6 protein-coding genes are annotated in these 19,619 nt (G+C 49.1%); all 6 read left to right on the plus strand.

Annotated elements, in window-relative coordinates:
• Positions 1-35 precede the first annotated feature (35 nt).
• Positions 36-1,028: a tetratricopeptide repeat protein gene (locus AB9P05_RS16020; protein WP_371909837.1), complete on the plus strand. Its 993-nt coding sequence runs from the start codon at positions 36-38 to the stop codon at positions 1,026-1,028.
• Between the two features lie 50 nt (positions 1,029-1,078).
• Positions 1,079-2,179, plus strand: coding sequence for an AI-2E family transporter (locus AB9P05_RS16025; RefSeq protein ID WP_371909838.1), 1,101 nt, complete (start codon positions 1,079-1,081; stop codon positions 2,177-2,179).
• A gap of 1,545 nt (positions 2,180-3,724) precedes the next feature.
• Positions 3,725-4,234 carry a hypothetical protein gene (locus AB9P05_RS16030; protein ID WP_371909839.1) on the plus strand — a complete coding sequence of 170 codons (510 nt, stop codon included), beginning with the start codon at positions 3,725-3,727 and terminating at the stop codon, positions 4,232-4,234.
• Between the two features lie 10 nt (positions 4,235-4,244).
• Entirely contained in the window at positions 4,245-5,183 is a 939-nt protein-coding gene (locus tag AB9P05_RS16035) for a tryptophan 2,3-dioxygenase family protein (protein WP_371909840.1), read from the plus strand.
• Between the two features lie 95 nt (positions 5,184-5,278).
• Positions 5,279-7,702, plus strand: a complete 2,424-nt coding sequence (locus tag AB9P05_RS16040) for an ABC transporter permease (RefSeq protein WP_371909841.1) — start codon at positions 5,279-5,281, stop codon at positions 7,700-7,702.
• Between the two features lie 102 nt (positions 7,703-7,804).
• The gene (locus tag AB9P05_RS16045) at positions 7,805-19,588 is read left to right on the plus strand and encodes an amino acid adenylation domain-containing protein (protein ID WP_371909842.1); all 11,784 of its coding nucleotides are present in this window, start codon (positions 7,805-7,807) and stop codon (positions 19,586-19,588) included.
• Positions 19,589-19,619: the final 31 nt, after the last annotated feature.

The raw sequence follows: 19,619 nt of genomic DNA on the forward strand, positions 1-19,619 counted from the left end.
CTATGAAAGCAATTTCACTAACCCTACTATGCCTTATGGCACTGCTGGTATCCTGTGGTGACCCTGACGTACGGCAGGCGGAAAGCTTTTTTCAAAAGGGAAAAGGAGCGCTGAATAAGGGGGAGTATGCCACTGCAGTGTATTATTATTCCCAGGCAGTGGAAAAGCTGGATACTTTCGCGGCGGCTTATAATAACCGCGGGGTGGCATACTTTGAGCTTAAGAAGTACCAGGAGGCTCTGAATGATCATAACCGGGCGCTACAGCTAAATCCATCTATGACAGAGGCATACATTAGCCGTGTGAATGCCAATATGGAGCTGGGTAATTACTATGCAGTGCTGAGCGACCTCGAGTGGCTGATCCAGCGGGAAGAAAGTAATGCGCAATTGTATTTCATTATGGCGTCGGCTGAGGCGATGCTAAAGCGCTATGAAAGTGCGCTGGCCAGGCTGGATACGGTAGTGGTACTTGACCCTGAAAATGCAGACGCATGGGTGAACCGTGGTACGGTAAACTATTACCTGGGTAACCTGGAAGAGGCTGAAGCTGATGTGAAAAAAGGCCTTGCTCTGAATGAAGAAGTGGCCCTCGGACATAATACATTGTCTCTGATACAGATAGAGCAGGGTGATACCACGGCGGCCCTGGCGTCTGTAAAGCAGGCTCTGCGAAAAGAGCCCTTCAACCCATATTTTCTAAATAACCGCGGCTACATCCTGCTGCTTAAGGGTGACCTGGAAGAGGGACTTGAAGACGTGCAGGAAAGCCTGCGGCTGGATAATTCGAATGCCTGGGGCTACCGGAACCTGGGGCTCTACTATCTGCTGTCGGGTAATAGCCAGCGGGCTATTGAGCTTTTAAAAAAGGCAGATGACATGGAAGAGGAGATACCATTGATCAATGTATTTATGGGCCGTGCCTATCTGGCTGAAAATGAAAGGGAACGTGCCTGTGATTATTTCAGGCGGAGTGCCTCCGCAGGTGAGGAGGCCGGTGCCCGTGCCGTCTCTATGTATTGCGAATAGTAAAAACAATCCGGTTTATTTTTGATTTTACATAGACGCGCATCATATCTATGGATCAAAATCAATCTAGCCTAAAAGACAGACTCGCGGTAGCCTGCTATCGTGCATTTCTCATCGCTTTTATTATTGCTTTGCTATATCTGGGCAGAGAAATACTAATACCGCTTATATATGCCTTATTATTTTCATTTTTACTACTGCCTCTTTCTAACTTTTTAGAAAGGCGTAGCCTTCCCCGGCCTCTGGCGATAATTATTTCTCTTACTGTTTTCATTATCATAGTTGGGTTTATTCTGTTTTTCCTTGGCTTTGAGGTGGTGCAGATCTCCAAAAACTTACCTTCAATATTTGGCAAGCTCGAGGCTACACTGGACAATGCCAGGCTATTTGTAGAAAGTAACTTTAAGGGGCTCGGTCAGCAGGTGGACCTGCAAGGTATGATGATAGAGAGGGGGGAAGCTGTAATACTGGACTTTATCAATAAGCTTACTACTATGGGTGACACGTTGTTATACATAGGTATTCAGCCCATCCTGATCTACTTTATCCTCTATTTCCGTAAGCTACCTACCGTTTTTATCGAAAGACGGTACCAGAAACACGGGCAGGAGTCCATGAAGGACCTTATGTATAAGGCACAGCATGTGATTCGACAGTATCTGCAAGGGCTTCTCTGGCTCACTGTACTTACTTTCGCGATGGATTATTTGATCCTGCTCATTCTGGGTATTCAGTATGCGCTATTCTTTGCGCTTTTTCTGGCCATTATGAGTTTGATTCCCTACATCGGACAAATCATCGCCAATGTGGTCATTGTAGGGTTTGCCTTACTTACGAAGGACTCCCTCCTAATTCCAGGGTTGGTGCTGGGCCTTATATACCTGGCTAACCTTGCGCAGGAAAATATTTTCCGTCCGTGGCTGGTGGGTAACTCTACCAAAATCAATGCTTTTGCCGTGTTGCTGTCTGTGATTGTGGGGGGGATGCTTTGGGGAATCAGTGGCATGGTGCTTTTTATCCCATTAATTGGCGTAGTAAAAATTATCCTGGAAGAGTCTGATACCCTATACCCTTACGCTACATTTCTTGGCGGGCTGGAAGAAAGCAAAGAAAAAGCGAAGGAAGAGAATGGGGTAAGCCTGGAAGAATAATTAGGTTCACTTTTTCAATTTTCGATTGACTTATCTTGAAATGTTCATGGTGGCTTATCTATTTCTGGTGAATAAACCCCCGAATTACTATTTCATATGGAATTAAATGTAGGCCAATTTATTAGAATAACTCTTTATTGGATGTGAAATAGAGTAATTATGAGTAATAATTCATGTGCTTATTGTATGTATTTTTTCGAGAAATTATATTTACCTTTTTGTAAGCCATACCCAAATGCTACAATAGACCCTAAAAATATTCTATGCGATTACTTGCGCGGAGTTTAATAAATGACTAAAATTACTAGACCACTAAGGGAGTGTTCCCGTGTTTATTTTAAGCAAAAAGTACTCATTTTATCACTAAAAAATGGGACTGTGCATTGGCGAAGCCCTGTCTCATCCAAAAGTGTTAATTATTTTTTTACTCAGCCAGACTATAGCTTTTAATTCTACTACCACTTTCTTTTATTAAGAATTGCAGTTAATCTTTGTTTAACTACTTGACCCATAGTTCTCTATGCTCTGAGGCTATTTGACCTATACTCATCATCTGACTGCAATTTTATTTCCCTGTTTTTATACCCGGCTATGTTGTATTTTGTAGGCTCTATATGAGCTGACTGGATTTGGTATGTCTAGACACACCATTAATGGGATTTTTCTGTTCTGTCAATCAGTGTCATTCTTATGATGACATAATTGAGGTGGCCTTGCAGGTCTGACGCTAGCCCGTCAGCTTACCCTGAACTTTCCGGAAATAGATCTTTTGGTGTTAGAAAGCTCACTTTCCCTTACCCGAGGCTACGACTAAAGTAGGTGAATCCACGGTGGAGATATCGGCACTATACTTTCTCAAAACGAGCATTTCAAGAAATTAGGCCTGCGCTACTTTTCAGGTACTGATAAGGATGCCTTTATTAATAGGCCGGAAGTTGGCCTGAGTGAATTTCCGGGATGAGATTCGTTTCAAATGGACCGCGGGTGCTGGAAAATGACCGAGAACCTTCCCATCGGCATTAATATAACAACCGGTGTACTTGTAAAGGATATTTTATCGGAAGCAAATGATGGATTGCATGCCGTAGTCTATAAATGCAGGACCAGCGGAAAATCCCGACCCGCCACTGCTCGCTGGGTAGTAGATGCTATGGATAGGAAGTGTTACCTGCAGAATAAACCGGGGCTACGATTACCTGCACAGAGATATAGCAGCGTATGGTTCAGGGGGAAAGAACGCCTGGATTTGATGCCTTTATTCCTTTGTGTGATACTGACTAGCATACGAGGTTGCCGTTTCGCGGCCAGTACTTTTCTACAAATCATTTGCTTGGTCGTGGTTACTAGGTTTGGCTCATTCCTTTGCCCTCTGGAAATACCAGTATGGGCATTGTAACGCCCGAGTCCAAGCATGCTTTTAAAGAGTATAACTCAAAGGAATTATGCATGAAGTGGCTAGCCACTCATGAACCTGTGGCTAAAGCCCGTGGAACCTTTTGATTGGCTGGGCAATTCTGCTACCTCAGATGTTTAACCACATCTACTTTGAGCCGTGAGCTCGACCATCGTATTAGACAGGAAATAAAGGCTTTGCTGCCTGTCAATGCAAGGGTGCAGGAGTTGTTCCAGAGCTGGCAACACCTGACAAATGACAGGTTTACTTTTTCATTCATAGATTATCTCAATATTCCTTTTATAAAAGAGGTGTATAACCGAAACCTTAAAACAGGAAAGGGAGACGATGAACTGGTGGCTGACCACCAGGCTAATATGAAAATGGCTGAGAAATTTGCCCTGGTCATATTTCTATTAGTAGTAGAGGATGTATATCCTGACCTACTGTGCCGCCTTAAGCAGGCCTCCGGCCTGAATCCAATAGCTATCTCCATAACTCCTGACAGGTGGGAGGAGGATGGCCTGATGAAGCCCGTAATATCCTGGCAGGAGCTGGGGGCTCTTTACGAAGAGGTTAGCGGACTTTTTATTTTTAGTGATCACCGGCATAGCGCTACGGAAGTAGAGCAGGCCGGCGCAGATCTTGATTTTTCATTCTAGATTTTTTGAAATGGATGTGCTGAACAAGCTGGATCAAAATGGCAGGCATTATCTGGAACAACTATTAACTAAGTTCGACAGTAGTGAACAGAGTGTTTCGTGTCACCTGGAGGGTCTTTACAGGTCTTCTTACCAAAACTACTGGGACTACCTCCGGCTTAACACTCTCCTGAGTACGCAGAACCCTAAAACGTCTTTTCCGGACGAGATGGTTTTTATCCTTTATCACCAGGTAGCTGAGCTGTATTTCCGAATGATACTTTGGGAAATGGAGCAGATTACCCGGGAGGACCGGCCGGTGGATGAAGCATTTTTTCTGGAAAAATGCGAAAGGATATGCCGGTACTTCAGACAGTTAGTAACCTCAATGGAGGTGATGACTGAGGGGCTGGATGCCAGACAATTTTTGCAGTTTCGTACGAGTCTCACACCGGCCAGCGGATTTCAGTCTGCCCAGTACCGCATGATTGAGCTTAATGCCACCTCGCTGAGATGCTTATGCGGGCATGGCAGCGATGGCCTTAAAGAGGGTATGGCTTCAGAGGAATTATACCAACGCATTTACTGGAAAAACGGAGCCAAGAGCCGTTTGACAGGTAATAAAGATCAGTCTCTGAAGGACTTTGAAATACAATACGACAGGGAACTGATTCGACTGGCGGAAGAAAAGGCAACAACTAACCTTTATGCCCTTTACCTGAAGTACTACCGGGGAGGAGCCTGTAGTGAACAAATAAAGAATGCGCTGCGGCAAATGGATAAGCTGGCTAATGTAGACTGGCCTTTGATGCACTATCGGGCAGCAGCCACTCACCTTGGCGGCGGAGTGAAAGGCACCGGAGGCACAAACTGGAAGGAGTACCTGCCGCCAAAACGGCAAAGGATTATATTTTTCCCGGATTTACACTCCACAGAGGAGTTGGATAACTGGGGGAAAGGGGCCGCCTGATATGGTGCTGCAATCCAATTTTATAGGAAACAATCTTTACAAGATTTATTTAATTCGTATATTATCTACAGCCTGTCAACCAAATTTTTTTTAAAATGCTTAAAAACTACTTCAAGAGTATTTTTAGAGGGCTCACTAAAGACACCACATCGCTATTTATCAACTTGCTGGGGCTGGCTGTAAGCTTTGCCGGGTTTCTGCTAATTATACAGTACGGTGTGTACGAAATGAGCTATGACCAGCACTTTGAAAATAGCCGAAATGTATACAGAGTGGCGCTGGAAGGCTATCAGAGCGGACAGCTTGAAGTAGAGCGGGCGACAACTTACCCTGGTTTGGGACCTGCCCTCAAGTCTGAATTCAGCACAGTGGAAAATACGGTAAGGTTACGCCCTGTTACTGCCGTGATTCAAAAGGACAATATCCGGTTTATAGAAGCTCAGTTATATGCGGCTGACCCCAGTGTATTTGAGGTATTTGGCTTTAAGCTAACCGATGGACGTGAGACCAGAGCTTTGCAGGATGTGGGATCTGTGGTGCTGTCACGTTCAACGGCAAAGAAATATTTCGGAGATGAAAGCCCTGTAGGAAAGAGTCTCACGCTAAGGGTGGGGGCGGTCAGTGAAGAACTGGTAGTTACAGGGCTGTATGATGATTTTCCTCAGAACTCTCACATCAGACCGGAGTTGATGCTCTCATACAATACAACCAAAGGGTTGCCTGTGGAGCCTGAAGATAGCTGGGAAAATTCAACAGCTTATACCTATGTGAGCATAAACGGGGACGCGCGCCCGATGCAGCTGGAAAATGAATTCAGCAGCCTTTTTATGAAGTATAAGGGGAGTAAGCTAGCTGAGACTAATACGGAGGAAAGGGTAAGACTACAACCAGTAGAGAGCATCCACCTTTATTCTGACCTGGAAAATGAAGCCTCGATAAACGGCAACGGTGACCTGGTGAATTACCTGCTTATCATTGGTTTTTTCATATTGGTGATAGCCTGGATAAATTATGTGAACCTGGCTACTGCCCGTGCCATGCGCCGTGTAAAGGAAATCGGTATACGTAAAGCTATCGGCGCCCATAAGTCACAATTATTTTTTCAGTACCTGATAGAAGCAGGTATGATCAACTTTTTTGCTATAGTAGTTGCCTTGCTACTTACTTTTTTCATCATGACTCAGGCCGGAGATTTGATAGATATAGCTCTTCCTCCTGTGGGTGAGACGTGGGTTCAGCCCTGGTTCTGGGGTGCGGTATTTTTGCTCTGGCTATTGGGTACTGTCAGTTCCGGCTTCTACCCCAGCCTGGTATTATCCCGGTTTAACCCGGTGGTGGCCCTTAAAGGTAAAGCCAGGTTCAGTACGGGCAGGTTTTCGTTCAGAAAAGCTCTCATGGTCTTCCAATTTACCATATCTGTAATGATGTTGGTAGGTGTGATTGCCGTATATAGCCAGATCCGGTATATGGCTAATAAGGACCTGGGTATAGAAATAGATAAAACCCTGGTGATAAAAGCGCCGGCCTACGTGCCTGACAGCGAGGAGTATCAAAGGAAAATAGAAACCCTGAAAACGGAGGTGATCGACTTGCCGGGGGTGCGGGCCTTCTCAGCTACGGGAGCGGTGCCGGGCTCAGAAACCTATACAGTAGGGGGTATGATCCGGCCGGTGGATGCTCCAGTGGATGAGGTAAGTACCTACAGCCTGGTGTGGGTGGATTATGATTTTATCGAGGCCTTCAAAGTCAACATGGTGGCTGGTCGTAATTTCTCGAGAGATTATGGCACTGACTACCATGCAGTGGTAGTAAATGAGGCGGCTGCCAGGCAGTTAGGATATGAAAACCCTCAGGATGCTGTGGGTACGCGGATTAGCGCCTATGGCGAACAGGAAATTATAGGAGTAGCTAAGAATTACCACCAGCAATATCTTAAGAAAGATTTCGTACCGATCATTTTTTACCTGAACAACAGCAGCAATATCTTTTATTCGCTCAAGCTGGACGATCAGGCTGATATGAATGAATTGGTAGCTGATGTTCGCAGTACTTACGAGCAGATTTTTCCAAGCAACGCCTTTGACTACTTCTTCCTGGATGATTTTTTCAAAACGCAGTATCGTGCCGACCGGCAGTTTGGTCAGCTTTTCGGCTTCTTTACGTTGCTCGCTATTATAATCGCCTGTACGGGCCTCTACGGACTTTCATCATTTATGGTGGCTCAGCGTACCAAGGAGATTTGTGTAAGGAAAGTTATTGGAGCTTCACGCAGCAATATCATTCAGCTTATCACGAAGGACTATCTTATAATGGTAATCATTTCCAGCCTGATAGCCTGGCCAATAGCCTATTACGGCATCAGTAACTGGCTGGATGATTATGCATTCCGCATACAGATTGGTTGGCTATTATTTTTTATGCCCACGATCGTTGTACTGGTGGTTGTTTTGCTAACTATCAGTTTCCAGACCCTGAAAACGTCTTCTGCAAATCCCGTCAAATACCTTAAATACGAGTAAGCCTTACCTGCTTACTGACGGGCTTTTTACTAGCCTGTTTTTTTAAAGTCAGGGCGGGGAACCTGAATCCGGTTCTTACCTGTCCTGCGCTACCTATTTTTTATGAAAAGCAAACACCTGTCTGAGCAGGATGCGTATGGTTGTCATACGTTATGCGAGGCACTACTCCTGAGTGCGAAAGCTGATGAGGGCATTTACTTTATAGAAGGAGCGGATAATGAGCTATTTGTCTCATATGCTTCCTTGTATGAAGAGGCCCTTACTATGCTTGGATACCTGAATAGTCACGGGCTAACCCCGGGTGATGAACTGATCATACAGACGGAGAGTAACCTTCAGTTTTTGAAAGTATACTGGGCCTGTCTCTTTGGCGGTATTCTGGCGGTGCCTCTGTCGCTGGGCATACAGCCGCACCAAAAGGAAAAGGTAAGGCAGGTAATACATAACCTGAATGCCCCCTGGATCATAGGTGACGAGGCGCAACTGGCTCGATTAAGCCAGTATGCACAAGATACTGACCAGGAGATGGCTGGCCTTCTGGCTAGTCGTGGGCTGACCCTGGAGGCAGCGGAATTCGCCGGGGTGCCAGCGGGTGAACCGGCACCTATCCACGGCGGTACGCTGGCTTATCTGCAGTTTTCCAGCGGATCTACCGGTAGCCCCAAGGGTGTGATGTTAACACATGCCAACCTGCTGGCTAATACACTGAGCATCGCCGAAAGATCTGAGATCAATCCGGCAGACCGAATGCTGAGCTGGATGCCGCTTACTCATGACATGGGATTGATCTGCTTTCACCTGACCGGGGTAGTAGCAGGCATTTCACAGTACCTTATGCCCACCCCCCTGTTCGTTCGCAGGCCTGTTCTATGGCTTGAAAAGGTGAATGAGCACCGTGCTTCACTTATCTACTCTCCCAATTTCGGCCTTCAGTATTTCCTTAATGCTTTTGACGGACAGCAGCCTGACTGGGACCTGTCCTGCCTGAGACTGCTATACAATGGAGCGGAGCCCATATCAGCAGAGCTATGTCATCGCTTTACGGAGAGGTTACGAAGCTTTGGGTTTGGTGAGAATGTCATGTATCCCGGCTATGGCCTGGCAGAAGCTTCTGTGGCTGTATGCCTGGGCACCCCGGGTGAGGAGATGCAGGAGGTAATGGCTGATCGCCGTACGCTGGGCATAGGGCAGGAGGTTAAAATTACGGATGGCAGCAGTCAGCATGATACAGGGCTTGTGGCCGTAGGCTACGCAATACCCCGGACCTCTGTTAAAATTACCGGAGAGGGTAACCACACCCTGCCTGAGGGATACAACGGACGGGTGCTGATTTGTGGGGAGAATGTAACGGAAGGTTACTATAACCGGCCTGAGGAGACCGCTAAACTGTGTGCCGGGGACGGATGGAAGTATACCGGCGACCTGGGCTTTATACATAATGGGCGATTGGTGATCACCGGCCGGGAAAAGGAGATGATCATCATTAACGGACAGAACTATTACCCTGCGGATATAGAAAAAATTGCCTGCAAAGCAGAGGGGGCCGAGCCGGGTAAGGTCATTGCTTGTGGTATTCAGAATGAGGATGGTGAGGGTCTTGGTCTTTTTGTGCTACATAAAGGTAAGACGGCAAATCTGGCCCCTCTGGCTAAACAAATGACGGCCCTAATTCAGGAAGAGGCAGCGCTGGAGGTATCGGTAGTGATACCGGTGCGACGCATTCCTAAAACCACCAGTGGCAAGATACGTCGTTTCCAGATGATTGGTGAATATGCCGATGGTATCTACGCCGAGGAAGTCTCTGAACTACAGAGGGCTATAGTATCAATGACTGCTGAGGTAAGTGGTCTGTCTGTTCAGGAAGGGCTTCTGACCCTCTGGCGTGACCTGTTTCCGGGCGGCGACACCCTCAGTGCAAAGAGTAACTTATTTGCACATGGACTGAGCAGTCTGAGAGCCATGCAGTTTGCTAACACCATTTCTGCCAAAATGGGCCTGCATGTATCTCTACAGGATATTATTGATAATCCAAATGTAGAGCAACTAACGGCCCTATTGCAGACCCGCGAAGGCTTAGCAGCACCCGGCAAGATCCAAAAGCTGAAGGAGGCGGAACATTACCCGGCCTCCTCAGGGCAGACCAGGATGTACATGCTGCACCAGCTTGACGGAGAGTCCACGGCCTATCATATTACGACATCTTATCACCTGCAGGGAAAGCCTGATGTTGCCGTGATTCGCAGGGCTATATACGACCTTACTCAGCGGCATGAAAGCCTGCGAACATCATTCAGTATAGTCAATGGTGAGGTAAGACAATTTGTGAAAGAGGCACCGGGCGATGTATTCCGGGAATCTGTTGCCGACACCCTCGAGAGCGCTAGGGAAAAGGCTGAAAAATTTGCCAATGCTCCCTTTTCCCTACAGGAGGGCCCACTTTTCAAGGTGCATTATAGCTCATTAGCCGATCAGTCTGCGGTAATGACTATGGTATGGCATCATATCATTTCAGACGGATGGTCTGCTGCAATATTAATACGCGAGCTGGAAGCCCTTTATCTTGCTTATGTCGAAGAAAAGGAAAGCCCCCTTTCAGTAAAGGCGGCATGGCAGTTTAAAGAATTTGTCTCCTGGCAACAGGAGCAGGAAGCTAGCACAAAGGATACGCTTTACTGGAAGTCGGTATTGAGTGAAGAAGTAGAAAGCTGGGACCTGCCAGTAGTACCTGTGGAGCAAAACACTCAGCAACCTGGTGAAGCAGGAATCCTGAATATTGCTTTCACTCCGGTCCTTACCACAGCCTTAAAGGACTTCGCCCAAAGAGAGCAAATCACCCTGTTTAGTGCTCTTTATGCCCTTGTGCACCTGCACCTAAGCCGCTTCAGTGCGCAAAAATCCTGGGTACTGGGTACGGATACCGCGGGCAGATTACATGCTGATAGTGAGCAGGTAGTCGGGTACTTTCTACGCACGTTGCCAGTACCCGCCACTACGTCCATGGTTCATTCCTTTGAGGCACAGTCCAGCTATATTAGCAGGTTGCTGAGTGATGCCTTCTCCCACCAGCAGGTGGCTTTTGAGGAGTTAGTACAGGATCTTAAGGCTGAAGGCCGGATAAAAAGTGAATTGTTCAATGTCCTCTTCATATTACAGGACAGCGAGGCCCGCACACGGCTGGAGGGACTGGAGGAAGCAGGGATAAGAGCTACAAATTTACAGGTAGATAATAACCACGTACTTACCGACCTGCATATTGAAGCCATAGAGCGCGAAGGACAGCTTTACTGGACACTGCGCTATAATGCAGGGAAGTACCCACTCTGGCAAATGCGTGAAGTGGCTGAGTCGATGGCAGGCCTGGCCGAAGGTGTCATGCACCAGCCTGATAAGCCACTGCACCAGCTAAGCCTTATGGGTGAAGATGCAGGTAAAAGGATAGCTGGCTTCAGCAGGAATCCAGTACATTTTTCAGAAAAAGGCTCACTACTTACTCTTTTTAATGAGCAGGTGGAGAGCACCTATGAGGCTACTGCGATCATTTGTGAAGAGCGCAGACTATCATACGGCCAACTGGAGGATAAAGTACGAAAGCTGGCAGGCGGCCTGGTGCAAAAAGCAGGTGTGATGCCGGGTGCCAGGGTAGCCGTGATGGCGGGTCGTTCAGAGAAGATAGCCTTAACCATGCTAGCCATATGGTGGGCTGGTGCCGTGTATATTCCGGTAGACCCGGAGTATCCTGCCGAGCGTATCAGGTTTATCCTGCAACATAGCGGTGCAGAGCTATTGCTACTGGATAAATCCGATCATATGCTGCCTTCTGATAAGGTGAAGACCTGGCTGATTGATGACCTCATGGCAGCCAATAAGGAGGTGGCCCCCTACAGCCTGTCTGGTGCAGACCCTGCGTATATGCTGTTTACATCCGGCAGCACGGGTAAGCCTAAGGGCGTATTGGTTCCTCACCGGGCCATTCTTAATTATGCCCGTGCATTTGCTCATCATTTTCAGCTATCGGGTAGTGATGTGGTGGTGCAGCAGGCAGCCATCAGTTTCGATACCTCATTTGAAGAAATATTACCCGCCCTGATAAGCGGTGCCTGTCTGGCTGTAGCTCCCCGCGGGGGCAGGGATATAGACGCTCTGGCCGAGGTGATGACAAGGTGCAAGGCAAGTGTACTAAGTACTACGCCGGCTGTATTGGATGAGCTAAACAGCTCAGAGGGTGTTTTTCCTGCTCTGCGCCTGATTATTAGCGGAGGAGATGTTCTTGAACCCCGCCATATAAGCCTGCTGAGTGGCCGCTATGAGGTCTGGAATACCTACGGACCTACAGAAACGACTGTATGTGCTACCTACAGCCGGGTATTGCCTTCACAATCAACGTTTTTCATTGGGTGTCCCGTCCCTAATGTCAGGGTATATGTGGTGGATGAGCATATGAATTCGCTGTCGGCCGGCATGGTAGGAGAGATCGTCATTGGCGGAGCAGGGGTAGCTTTGGGCTACCTTGATCCCCTTGCTACCGAGAAGGCATTTGTCCCTGATAGGGCTGAGCCTGAATCCAGGCTTTATCGTACAGGTGATACGGGTATGTGGACGCAAGAGGGTGAACTGGTTTTTCTGGGAAGAAGGGACGATCAGGTCAAAATACAGGGCTACCGGATAGAGCCCGGAGAGGTAGAGGCTATCATTGCAGAGCAGGAGGGTATACAGCAAGCCTGCGTGGTGGTAGCCAGACCAGAGGGAAACGCCATGTTAGCGGCGTTTTATACCGGCACGCTGTCCGGCGAAGAACTGCGGACAAAGTTGATGGCCCTGCTTCCGGTACATATGGTTCCAGCTCTTTTGCAAAGGAAGGATGCTCTTCCCCTGACACCAAATGGTAAACTTGACAAAAAGAGCCTGAGAGAACAGGCGGTACTCATACCAGCAGACTCCAGTGGAGGTAATCTCCCCGAAACCACTACTGAAAAAATTGTATATGATGCCTTTGCCACCTCGCTGGGTAAAAGCAGCTTCAGTACTACTGATCATTTCTTCGGACTGGGCGGGCATTCGCTCAAGGCCATGCGCGTGCTCAACAGGTTGGCTGAAATGACTGGTAAAGAGTTGACCATCCGACAGTTTTACCAGGACCCTACGGTGTGTGGTCTGGCCCGAATGCTGGATGAGACCAGTGAAAGCATGGCTACCGAACTGCCTGTAGAAACCAGCGATTCCTACCCTTTGACCTATGCCCAAAGGCGCCTTTGGACGATGGAGCAGGCCTATTCGGATATCAGTGCTTATCATATTCGTATTGCCAGGTTTCTGGCAGAGTCGACCGATGTAGATACCCTCTCCCGCGCCTGGCAGGAAGTGGTGAAGCATCATAAAATACTCAACACGCGCATAGCTACTAAAGACGGAGAGCCGGTACAGTATTACGCCCCTACCAATGAGGCTGAACAGCCTGAAGTGGCAGACCTGAGGGCAGAAAAAGATAGTGAAGCGGGACTGCTGAAGCTTGCCATGCAGCATAATCGCTCCTTTGACCTTGAGAACGGACCACTGTATCGTTTTACGGTTTGCCTTCTGCCGGAAGGTAAAAAGGCCATACTGATCACCTTTCACCATATCATTACGGATGGCTGGTCACTGGAAGTATTACGGGAAGACCTGGAGGCGGCCTACATGGCCATGGCTTCGGGTGAGACATTACAGCTACAACCTTCTCGAGTGGCAGGAAAGGTTGCCCTCATGGAAGCCGCATGGCTGAAAAGTGAAGAGGCAAGGCAGCACAAAACATGGTGGAGCAATACCCTTGCCGCCTGGAAACCGATGGTTTTTCCTTTCAAAAAAGGATTTAAGGGTAAAAGAAATTTCAAAGGAAAGCGAATTACTGATACTGTGGGTGCCGGTTTGGCAGAGCAGATAAAAGAGACCGCTGCCGAGCTTACTATTTCTGTCAGCGACCTGTTCTTTGGGCTGTACGCCCTGAGCCTGCATGCTATTTGCCAGGCAGAATCACTAACGATTGGGACCCTTACTTCCGGAAGACATTTCAACGGTATGGACAGGGCCACAGGGCTGTTTATCAATTTCCTGCCTGTTACCACCAGGCTCAGTGAAAATGGCTCACTGAAAAACTTGCTTACTGATACCGCCAAATGGCTTTCGGAGGTCTATAGCCACGGTAAATTACCCTTTGACCTGATAGCAGAAGAGGCTCCGCAAGCTCCGGAAGCAGGAAGGAATCCCCTGTTTGATACTATGCTGGTTTTCCATAATCAGCAGGATTCATTTGGCCGCAACACCTTAACAAAAGATGATGCCCCTGACCTGCCGGAAGAAGGTGCGCAGCTTGACTTTAAGATGGATATAATACCTGACGGTGACCGGTTTACCTGTGTGCTGGAATATGACACCGAAAGGCTGGATGACCAGGTAGCGGCCGGGGTAATGAACGCATTCAGGTATGCCCAGGGCCTTCTCAAAACTCAGGTAGATTCTGTAGGCGAAGTCCTGCCCAAACTGCGGGAGGTGGCTGGCGACGCTATCTATGCACAGAAAGAGAGAAAAAGTAAGCTTAGGGTGGCGGCCACCTTCACGCCGGACCCTCTTGAGGATGCGGTAAATTATTGGGCCGGATATTTTGCATTACCTGCTGAGGTGCTGTTTGCTCCCTACAATCAGGTGTTTCGGGTACTGATAGATGAGGAGTTCTTTTTACAGGACAGCGTAAATCTTATTCTCTTCAGGCCCGAGGACTGGATCAGGGACGTGCCAGCCCATGCAGAAGATCAGGCCCTGCAGACTCTCGAAAGAACATTTGAGCGATTTACCACACTAGTCAGTAACTATCCTGGCCATCTGAATATCATGTTACTGCCTCACCGGCCGGGGACAATGCCCGTACGTGTGGCAGACCGCCTTGCTGAGCTTCGTCAGGCTTACCGGGAGGTACTGCATGCCAATTGCCATGTCCATTTCATAGATGGTTCACAACTGAATGGGCTCTACAGTATTAAAGAAGCATATGATGCGGTACAGGATCATATAGGTCACATTCCGTATACCGATGCATTTTTTGCGGCACTGGGTACGGAATCATTTCGTCTGATAAGGGCAGCACGTGCCGGTTCGGCAAAAGTGATTGCTGTAGACTGCGACAATACCTTATGGCAAGGTATAGTCGGGGAAGATGGTGTGGAAGGCCTTACCATTACTGGTGGGCATGCCGCCTTGCAGCGTTTTCTGATAGAAAAATATGAACAGGGCTTCCTGCTGGCGCTGATAAGTAAAAATAACGAAAAGGATGTGTGGGAGGTGTTTGATAACCATCCGGACATGCTATTGAGACGGGAGCACATCCTTAGCTACAGGATCAATTGGCAGACCAAATCGGGAAACCTTGAGAGCCTGGCCCGGGAAATCAACGTTGGTACGGATAGCTTTCTATTCATTGATGACAGTGCCCCGGAATGCCGTGAGGTCAGTATGGCACTACCCTCTGTTATGACAGTGCAGTGGCCCCGTGAGGAGCATGCCATGAACGCCATGCCGCGTCTGCTTTGGGCACTGGATAAGGCTTGGGTAACGGACGAAGACAAGCAGCGCACGGCAATGTACCGTGCTGAAAGGCAAAGAAATGACTCGCTGGCTCATACGACGAATCATGTGCAATACCTGGCGGAATTGGGGTTGGAGGTGAGTTTCCGAAGCTGCGCAAGCGGTGACATGCCCCGTATGGCACAGCTTCTTCAGCGAACCAATCAGTTTAATATATTTCCACGCCGGAAAGACCAGACCGAGCTGAGCGTATGGCTGCGTGAGGCCGGACACTATGGCTGGGCCGTGGAAGTGAAAGATATGTATGGCGCGTATGGCCTCACTGGCGTAGTGCTGGCAGTGGGCAATGGGGATATACTGCAGGTAGAAAGCCTTTTACTAAGCTGCCGTGTCTTGGGCAGGGGCGTAGAGACAGCCCTGATGAGTGGTATAAAGCACTTTGCCCATGAAAACGGGTTTCAGTCCGTTACCCTCCAAAGCAGACAGACCGGCAGAAATGCGCCCGCCCTTGCCTTTCTTTCCAGTCTTGAGTGGGACTCGGTAACTGATGAAGAGGCCTACATCGAACATGTGGCACAGACAAACCTTCTGCCGGAGTGCCCTGCTTACCTCGTATTGCATTATGATCAGCCTCTGACCAGACAGGAAGAGCCAGTACAAGATGTCGCTATCACTCAGGTAACTGTGGGTAAAAATGAGGCTGCCGAAGTACCTGGTAATACTATGCATGACTGGACCTATGATATGGTGCCCGTGGATAGCCCTTACAAAAAGCTTTATCAGCCACTGAAACTCAATACCGCCAGCCGGATACTTTCTGCCATGGCCGGAGCCGAGCGTGACCTGGTCAGCATGATTACCCCGGTAGCTCCGAAAAATGAGATGGAAGCCACCCTGCTTACCGTATGGCAGCAGGTACTGGCAGTGAAAAATATAGGCGTTACCCATCCCTTCTTTTCCGCAGGAGGCACCTCCCTTAAGGCGGTCCGGCTGGTTTCAGCGGTACGAAAAGCTACCGGTCACTCACTGGATATCCGTTGGCTGTTCGACGACCTGAGTATCCGCGAACTGGCAGGCCGGATGAGCCGGGAAATGCCCGCCGAAGGATTGGAGACTATCCCGGTCTTACCCGGACAGATAAGCTACGCACTATCCGATGGACAGCGCAGGCTGTGGGTACTGCAGGAGATGGAAGGCAATGCTTCTGCTTATAATGAAACAGCTACCTACGAGCTGTCAGGCCCTGTGGATACGGAAGCTCTTGAGGACTCCCTTGAAGGCCTTATCAGACGCCACGAAAGCCTCCGCACCATCATTAAGGTGCTGGATAAGGAGCCCAGGCAGGTAATACTGCCAATAGATGCACATGGATTTGTGCTGGAAACGAAGGATATGGCCGGCCGGGCAGATGCGGAAGAGCGGATCAAAGATGAAAAGCAACGTGTACTGCATGCTCCATTTGACCTGGAAAACGGCCCGCTGGTAAGGGCCTCGCTCCTGCGGCTGGGGCATAACTGTCACCTGCTTCTTTTTGCCACGCACCATATCGCCTCTGATGGCTGGTCGGTACGTATTATGATGGATGAGGTGAGAAAACGCTACTCCAGTGGCGGGCATGCAGGCTTTGAGCCACTTACTTTCCAGTATCGTGATTTTGCCGGATGGTTTAACCAGCAGCTTGAGGCAGGAAAGCTGGAAGAAGCACGTACCTGGTGGCTGAATCAGTTCAAAGGAGCTATACCTGTTTTAAACCTGGTGACAGACTCACCCCGCCTGCCTGTACGAAGTACGGAAGGCGCTGAGGTGGAGGCTATCCTGAACCGCCGCCTGACCAGGTCATTGATGAGCCTGGCTGCTTCTGCTAATACCACCATGCATAATGTGCTGGCTACGGCTATGTATGTGCTGCTCTACCGGTACACTGCCCAAACCAGTGAGGATATTGATATCGTGCTGGGTACACCTGTGGCAGGAAGGGAAGGAGCCTTAGGACTGGAAAATCAGGTAGGCTACTATGCCAATACGCTTGCTGTACGTATGGCCTTTGACGAGGATCTTACGTTTGACGGTCTGCTGCGCAAGGTTCATGATAAAAATACACAGGCTTTTCTACACCAGATGTATCCCTTCGATAGGCTGGTAAAGGAGCTCAATGCGGGCAGAGATGCCAGCCGCACGCCATTATTTGATGTAGCCTTTACGTTTCATGAAGCAGATGAAGCGGGAAAGGGTAAGCTGGGAGAGGAGTTAACAATCAGTGAGATACACGATCCTGCCTGCGACGCAAAGTTTGATCTGAACTTCCAGTTCACGTTTCGGCAGGGAGTTATTTCCCTTCACATAGAGTATAGCCGTCAGCTTTTCAGGGAAGAGCGAATAAGCCGTATGGCCACTCACCTGCTAGGAATACTGCAGGCAGCCATAGCGCACCCTGAGCAGACCATAAGCCAACTGGATTACCTGCCAGAGGCGGAGAAAATCCGCTTGATGGAGAGGGACTCTGCCATGAATCAGGCCACCATGTCCACAAAGTGCCTTCAGGCAATATTCCAACAGAAGGTGATCGACTGTGGAGACAGTGCCGCAGTCATATCGGGAGATAAGCTTCTAACCTATACCGAACTGAATGCCGAAGCCAACCGGCTTGCCCGCCACCTAATCTCTCGCTGTAAAGTGGGCAGAGGGGAGCGTGTGGGTATATTTCTGGAGCGCGACCAGCGAATGATAGTTGCCATACTGGCTACTCTTAAAGCGGGTGCTGCCTATGTACCCGTAGACATGGCCTACCCAGCAGAGCGCAGGCAGTACATTATAGATGATGCCGGCCTGACCGCCATTATCACCACGAAAGATTTTCATGATCAGCTTCCTGCTGCCGAGGTGCAGGTAGTAACCTGGAACGAGTCTCTCTGGCAACAGCAAGAAGCCCACGATTTGGAGATACGGAACCAGCCGGAAGATCTTGCTTATATCATCTACACCTCTGGCTCCACCGGTAACTCCAAGGGGTGCATGGTGGCCCATCAGAATGCATGTAGTCTTTTTGAGAATACACGGGACCTGTTCGGTTTCTCTGAAAAGGATACCTGGATAGTGGCTCACTCATTTTCCTTTGACTTTAGTGTATGGGAGATGTACGGTGCGCTGCTGTTTGGTGGCCGGTTGGTAGTACCCCGGGCAGAAGAGGTACGCGACCTGCAGGCATTCCTTGGGCTGCTGCATAAGTACCAAATTACGGTGCTCAACCAGACACCGCCTGCCTTTTTACAATTGGCCAGCCTGGAAGAAGCCATGGGTGATCATACCCTGGCTGACCACCTGCGTCTGGTCATATTCGGGGGAGACCGCCTGGAAGTAAGCAGGCTAAAGCCGTGGACCGCCCGCTATCCGGCGGACAGTGTGGCTTTGGTGAATATGTTCGGTATTACCGAGACCACAGTACATGTCACCTACAAGCGAATTTTTCAGGAAGATATTGATAAAGGGGGCAGCCCCGTAGGTAAACCGCTTCCCGGTTACCAGGTGTATATCCTGGACAGGCAGGCAAACCTGGTTCCTGAGGGTGTGGCCGGCGAGTTGTATGTAGCAGGTACAGGCGTGGCAATGGGCTACCATAACCGGGTCTCCCTTACGGCCAGCCGGTTTGTGCAACATGAGGTATTCGGCCGGTTGTATCGATCCGGTGACCTGGGCTACCTGCTGTCTGATGGTAGCATCAGCTACGCAGGCCGCATAGACCACCAGGTGAAAATACGCGGACACCGCATAGAGCCGGGCGAGATTGAACATCATCTCAACCAGCATGGGCAGGTTAGCTCTGCTGCTGTACTGGCTGTAGGAAACGGAGAGGCAGACAAGGCCCTGGTGGCCTACGTGGATGCAGCAAAAGACACCTCTGCCGACGTACTGAAAAGCTATCTGCAAGAAAGAGTGCCAGCCCACCTTGTGCCCGCTCATTACGTCTTTTTGGATACTATGCCCCTGACTGCCAACAACAAGGTGGATCGCAGGGCGCTGCTTGCCATAGACTGGCAGGAAGTGGCCGGAAACCGGACCGTTCATTTTGTGGCTCCTGAAAAGGACACCGAAAAGTGGCTCGCCCGCATGTGGCAGGAGGTGCTGGAATGCGATCAGGTAGGTATGAAGGATAATTTCTTTGATCTGGGGGGTACCTCTCTCAAGCTGGTGACCTTGTATAAAACGCTGTATGTCACGCTGCCTGACCGGCTGCAGGTAGCGGATCTATTCAAATACAATACGCTGGAAGACCTGCATGGCTTTCTATACCCCGGCGGGGAAGTGTCCAGTGCGGATACAGAATTTATTGATGTCTGATCTGAAATGACAGAAACCCCCAGCCCTAAAA

The organism is Roseivirga sp. BDSF3-8 (genome assembly GCF_041449215.1).
Taxonomy (GTDB): Bacteria; Bacteroidota; Bacteroidia; order Cytophagales; family Cyclobacteriaceae; genus JBGNFV01.

Excerpts from the sequence above, each read along its gene's own strand:
- AB9P05_RS16020 (WP_371909837.1), top strand. The coding sequence starts at position 36 with ATGGCACTGCTGGTATCCTGTGGTGACCCTGACGTACGGCAGGCGGAA.
- AB9P05_RS16025 (WP_371909838.1), top strand. The coding sequence starts at position 1,079 with ATGGATCAAAATCAATCTAGCCTAAAAGACAGACTCGCGGTAGCCTGC.
- AB9P05_RS16035 (WP_371909840.1), top strand. The coding sequence starts at position 4,245 with ATGGATGTGCTGAACAAGCTGGATCAAAATGGCAGGCATTATCTGGAA.
- AB9P05_RS16040 (WP_371909841.1), top strand. The coding sequence starts at position 5,279 with ATGCTTAAAAACTACTTCAAGAGTATTTTTAGAGGGCTCACTAAAGAC.
- AB9P05_RS16045 (WP_371909842.1), top strand. The coding sequence starts at position 7,805 with ATGAAAAGCAAACACCTGTCTGAGCAGGATGCGTATGGTTGTCATACG.